Annotated in this window: 5 protein-coding genes; 3 read left to right on the top strand and 2 right to left on the bottom strand. The window is 66.3% G+C overall.

Annotated elements, in window-relative coordinates:
• Positions 1-39: 39 nt before the first annotated feature.
• Positions 40-1,269, bottom strand: coding sequence for a hypothetical protein (locus tag IC66_RS0134465; RefSeq protein WP_028140716.1), 1,230 nt, complete (start codon positions 1,267-1,269; stop codon positions 40-42).
• 71 nt (positions 1,270-1,340) lie between these two features.
• The gene (locus IC66_RS0134460; RefSeq protein ID WP_038950701.1) at positions 1,341-1,964 is read right to left on the bottom strand and encodes an NUDIX hydrolase; all 624 of its coding nucleotides are present in this window, start codon (positions 1,962-1,964) and stop codon (positions 1,341-1,343) included.
• 70 nt (positions 1,965-2,034) lie between these two features.
• Here IC66_RS0134460 and IC66_RS0134455 point away from each other — a divergent pair, with 70 nt between their 5' ends.
• From IC66_RS0134455 to IC66_RS0134445, 3 genes are all read left to right on the top strand, one after another.
• Positions 2,035-2,460, top strand: a complete 426-nt coding sequence (locus IC66_RS0134455) for a PaaI family thioesterase (protein WP_028140718.1) — start codon at positions 2,035-2,037, stop codon at positions 2,458-2,460.
• A 280-nt stretch (positions 2,461-2,740) separates the two neighbouring features.
• Positions 2,741-3,751 (top strand): aldo/keto reductase, encoded by a 1,011-nt coding sequence (locus IC66_RS0134450; RefSeq protein WP_028140719.1) that lies wholly within the window; start codon positions 2,741-2,743, stop codon positions 3,749-3,751.
• Positions 3,752-3,766: 15 nt separating this feature from the next.
• Positions 3,767-4,897 (top strand): tetratricopeptide repeat protein (locus IC66_RS0134445; protein WP_038950700.1); only part of this gene is annotated, 1,131 nt, incomplete at its 3' end.

The following is a 4,897-nucleotide window of genomic DNA, read 5'->3' as shown; positions in this document are numbered from 1 at the left end:
GGAAATCGGGCGTGCTTTAATGGTTGCTACGGCAGCGCGCTAAAACGCCCCCGCCAATTCCCTTGCACCGGGTTTGCTGCTGTTCGAATCCATCCGATCGTCGGTCACCGCCAGCAGCTTGGCCACCGTGTTGTGGCGAATTGCGACCGGGTTGCGCTCGTAGCCGCCGCGCTGGAAGAAGTTCGAGGTCGGCACCTGCTCGCGCATCGCCTGCGGCATCGTCACCATGTCGAGCCCGGTGCCGTCGCCGGTGAGGTTCATCATCTCGAGCTCGGCCGCGGTCAGCGGACGGCTGTAGCCCTTGGCGCGGGCGAACAGCACCGAGGTCAGGAGCTTGTGGGTCTGCAGCATCGGACCGACATCGATGTCGAGCACCATCGCATGCATGGCCCAGCCCTGCGCGGTGTTGCCGATCTTCTCGTGCTCCGACCAGGTGTCGGGCACCGACTTCGCGTGCGCCACCATCTTCTTCAGCACGACGAGCTTGTGCTCGAGCGACTGACGCGCCGGTCCTGATGTCCGCGCGACCTTCTCGGAGAGCGCGCGAATGAGTTCGTGCCCCTGCTCGGCGAGCAGCTCGACGCTGTTGGTGGTCAGGAGCTGGTTGTAGCCCATCGCGGTCGAGATCGCGCGCTTGCCGCCATGCTCGATTCCCGCCTGCACGTCGTGGCTGCCGGTGCCGCCGGTCTCGAACGAATAGACCCGCACGGCCTGCTCGCGCGTCAGCCCGGAGGCCAGCGCATAGCGCGCATAGGCGCGCTTGAACTCGATCTCGCTCGCCGGGCGCTGCGGCGTAAACTGGTAGAGCTCCTGCGCCGCGCGCAGGAAATCGGCGACCACCGGGATCGGCTTTTTGGCGGGACGGTCCGGCGTTTCCTCCGGCTCCGGATTCACCGGCTTCTTCGGCCCGTTATAGAGCGGCGGATGCTCCAGCACGTAGTCGTCGAGCGTCACCTGCTGCCCGCTGCGCCGCTTGGCGTTGCGGCCTTTCCGCTTCTCCGAGATCTGGCTCCAATAGGCGCCGGCCTCGGCGTCGAAGGCCGCGCGCGCCGCCTGATATTCTGCGAGCTTGCGGCGATATTCGAGCACGGCCGGCGAGGCGCCACCCTGCGCAAAAAACTGCGACAGCAACTGGGCGTTGGCATCGCGAACGGCGGGCGGCAGCGCGTCGATCTCGCCGCCACGCGCGGCGGGCGCGAGCAGGACGAGCGCAAGTGGAACCAGCACAAGGCTGTTTCGAGAGAGGCTGTTTCGAATCGAATGATGCATGCTGCCCTCTTAGCAGGCATCCGGTAACCGTCACGTTAACGCGCCGTTTACCTCTTTTTTCGTCTCTTGCGTCACTTCCAGGCGAACACCGGCTGTTCCAGCTCGGTGACGCGGGTCTGCCGGCCCGCGAGCACCTCGCGGAACTGGTAGATCAGCGCCGCCGTCGGCGCGTGGATCAGGCTTTCCTGATGATGGAAGCGAATGACGCGGCGCGCGCTCTCGGGGATCGCGACGAAATCGAAGGCGTCGTCGCGCTCGATCGTGTCGAGCGCAATGCGATGGACCGAAGCCACCTCGTCCGGGTTCGGCCTGATCGCGGCACTGTCGGCGGCCCAGACCACGACGGGCGTGATCAGATAGCCGGAGCGGGTCGGATAATCGTCGAGCGTGCCGAGCACCTGCGCGCCGGTGAGGCGAAGGCCAAGCTCCTCGTCGAGCTCGCGCAACGCCGCCTCGACCGGCGTCTCGCCGGCGTCGCAGCGGCCGCCCGGCAGCGCCCATTGGCCGCGATGGGCGCGCAGATGCGATGCGCGCAGCGTGAGCAGGAATGCGGTGTCATCGTCCTCGCTCGCGGTCAGCGCGACCGCCACCGCGGCACGCTTCAGCGTCGTCGGCACTTCACCCGCCGGCAGCCGCATGAAGGCCGCGCAGGCATTCGCGATATTCCGCCGTGTGGCATCATCGAACGGTCTCATGATGCTTGACTACACCACGTCCGGCCCCGATGAAACGGGATCGCAAGGCCCGCACGGAATGGACGACGAGATGACCAACAAGGCCGCCGCAAGGCTCAAATCAGACGGCTGGAGCATCCTGGAGACCACGGGCTTCATGCACCTGATCGGTCCCCTGTGGGAGCGCAAGGTCGACGGTCATTACGAATTCGCGCTCGCGACCGAGGACAAGCACCACAACCGCCGCGGCATGGTCCAGGGCGGCGTGATGATGACCTTTGCCGACCGCACCTGCGGCATGACCGCCCGTTACGTCTCCGGCAAGGAGTTCATGGCAACCGTGCAGCTCGACACCCATTTCGTCGAGGCCGGCCAGATCGGCGACATCCTGATCTCCCGCCCGCGCGTGGTGCGCTCGACGCGCAGCCTGATCTTCATGAGCACGGAGGTGACGGTGGATGGCCGCTGCATCGTGATGGCGAACGGCGTGTTCAAGATTCTGAAGGGCCCGGGGTAGCTGTTCGGTCAGGTTGCCACTGCCGCAACCACACATTCCGCTGTCGTCCCGGCGCAGGCCGGGACCCATAACCACAGGGAGCAGTTGTGGCACGAAGCTCGTAACTCCGAGTCTTCGCCGAACGCAACCCTGTGGTTATGGGTCCCGGATCTGCGCGCGCTTGGGGCGCGCTTGTCCGGGACGACGAGAGGAAGCGGCATTGCTGGATTGCTTCGCTGCGCTCGCAATGACGGCTATGGCTGGCTATGCTGCGCTCCTTAAAGATATCGAGGACCCGCCCATGCAATACCGTCAGCTCGGCCGCAGCGGCCTGAAAGTGTCGCCGATTTGTCTGGGCACCATGATGTTCGGCGGGCCGACCGATGAAGCCACGTCAAAACGGATCATCGACAAAGCGCGTGATGCCGGCATCAACTTCATCGACACGGCGGACGCCTATTCGAAAGGCGCCTCCGAGGAGGTGGTCGGCCGCGCCATTGCCAGCAACCGTAACGCCTGGGTGCTTGCCACAAAACTCGCCAACCCCATGGGCGACGATCCCAATTGCGGCGGCCTGTCTCGGCGCTGGGTGCTGCAGGCCGCCGACGACAGCCTGAGGCGGCTCGGCACCGACCACATCGACATCTACTATCTGCACAAGGAAGACCATTCGACACCGCTGGAAGAGACGGTGCGCGCGATGGGCGATTTGATCCGATCGGGCAAGGTGCGCTATTTCGGCGTCTCGAACTATCGCGCCTGGCGCGTTGCCGAGATTTGCAACATCTGCGACCGGCTCGGCATCGACCGGCCCGCGGTGAGCCAGCCCTATTACAACGCGATGAACCGCATGCCCGAGGTCGAGCATTTTCCGGCCTGCTCCTATTACGGCCTCGGCATCGTGCCCTACAGCCCGCTGGCGCGCGGCGTGCTCACCGGCAAGTACAAGCCCGATGCCGCCCCCGACAAGGAGACGCGCGCGGGCCGCAATGACACCCGCATGATGCAGACCGAATGGCGGCCGGAATCGCTGCAGCTCGCGCAGGAGATCAAGACTCACGCCGGGAAAAAGGGCATCACCGCCGGCCAGTTCGCAGTCGCCTGGGTGCTCAACTCCGCCTTCGTTTCCTCGATCGTCGCGGGGCCCCGCACCGAGGAGCAATGGGACGGCTACATCAGCGCGCTCGACTACCGCTTCACTGGGGATGACGAGGCGCTGATCGACCGACTGGTCGTGCCGGGGCATCCCTCGACGCCAGGCTACAACGATCCCGCCTACCCGATCGAAGGCCGGCGCGCGCGGACGGCGTGAAACCGGGAGACGACGATGGCGCATCAAGATCGCTACGGCCTGCCGCTCTCCACCATATCCGATGCGGCCGCTGGCGCCTATCGCGAGGGTGTCGACCTCATGCTTGCGGGCTGGACCGGCATGGCGGAGACGCTGGAGCGCGCCATTGCCGCCGACCCGGACTTCGCGCTTCCCCATATCGCCCGCGCGCGCATGCATGCCTTCTACCAGCAGGGCGATCTCGCCCGAAGCAAGGCGGCGCTCGCACGCGAGCTGGTCGCCAGGCGCGGCACCGAGCGCGAGCGCTCGCATGTCGAGACGCTGGCCCTTGCGATCGAGGGCCGGCTACCGGAGGCGATCGCATCCACGCTGAGGCACATCGACACATGGCCGCGCGATGCATTGGTGCTGTCGCTGCCGCTCGGCGCGTTCGGCCTGTTCGCCTTCTCCGGCATGGCCGACCACGACCGCGCACGGCACGAGCTGTGCGGACGTGTGGCGCAGCACTATGACGAAGACTGGTGGTTCCTGACCATGGCCGGCTGGGCGATGACGGAGAATGGCGACGTCGCGCGCGGCCGCGCCATGACCGAGCGCGGTTTTGACCTCCGCCGGGCCAATGCTCACGCTGCGCATGCGGTGCTGCACGCGATGTTCGAGGACGGCTCGATCGACGCTGCCGACCGCCTCGTCGACGACTGGATCCCCTCTTACGACCGCGCCGGAATCCTGCACGGCCATATCCGCTGGCACCAGGCGCTCGGCGCGCTCGAGCATGGCGATGCGGCACGCGCGCTCGCAATCTATGCCGACGTGCTCCAGCCGTCAGTCACGCAGGCGCCACCACTCAACGTTATCACCGACGCCGCCTCGCTGCTGTGGCGCCTCTCGGCTTACGGCCATTCCGTGCCGAAGGCGCTGTGGCTGGAAGCCGACGCCAGCGCGCAAAAACTGTTTCCGAAGTCGAGCCTGTCCTTCGCCGACATCCACATGGCGCTGTTCGCGGCGGCGACGCAAAACCACCCGGCGCTCACCACGCGCCTTGCGGCCATCGAGCAGCGCCTCGCCGAGGGCAAGCTGCCGGCCGGCCCCGTGGTGCCGGCGATCTTCCGCGCGCTGGCGGCCTTTGCGGATGAGAATTACGCGTCATGCGCGCAAACGCTGGCG

The organism is Bradyrhizobium genomosp. III (genome assembly GCF_000261705.1).
GTDB classification, from domain to species: Bacteria; Pseudomonadota; Alphaproteobacteria; order Rhizobiales; family Xanthobacteraceae; genus Bradyrhizobium; species Bradyrhizobium ottawaense.
This window is presented reverse-complemented; position numbering and strand designations above follow the sequence as displayed.

Excerpts from the sequence above, each read along its gene's own strand:
- IC66_RS0134465 (WP_028140716.1), bottom strand. The coding sequence starts at position 1,269 with ATGCATCATTCGATTCGAAACAGCCTCTCTCGAAACAGCCTTGTGCTG.
- IC66_RS0134455 (WP_028140718.1), top strand. The coding sequence starts at position 2,035 with ATGACCAACAAGGCCGCCGCAAGGCTCAAATCAGACGGCTGGAGCATC.
- IC66_RS0134460 (WP_038950701.1), bottom strand. The coding sequence starts at position 1,964 with ATGAGACCGTTCGATGATGCCACACGGCGGAATATCGCGAATGCCTGC.
- IC66_RS0134450 (WP_028140719.1), top strand. The coding sequence starts at position 2,741 with ATGCAATACCGTCAGCTCGGCCGCAGCGGCCTGAAAGTGTCGCCGATT.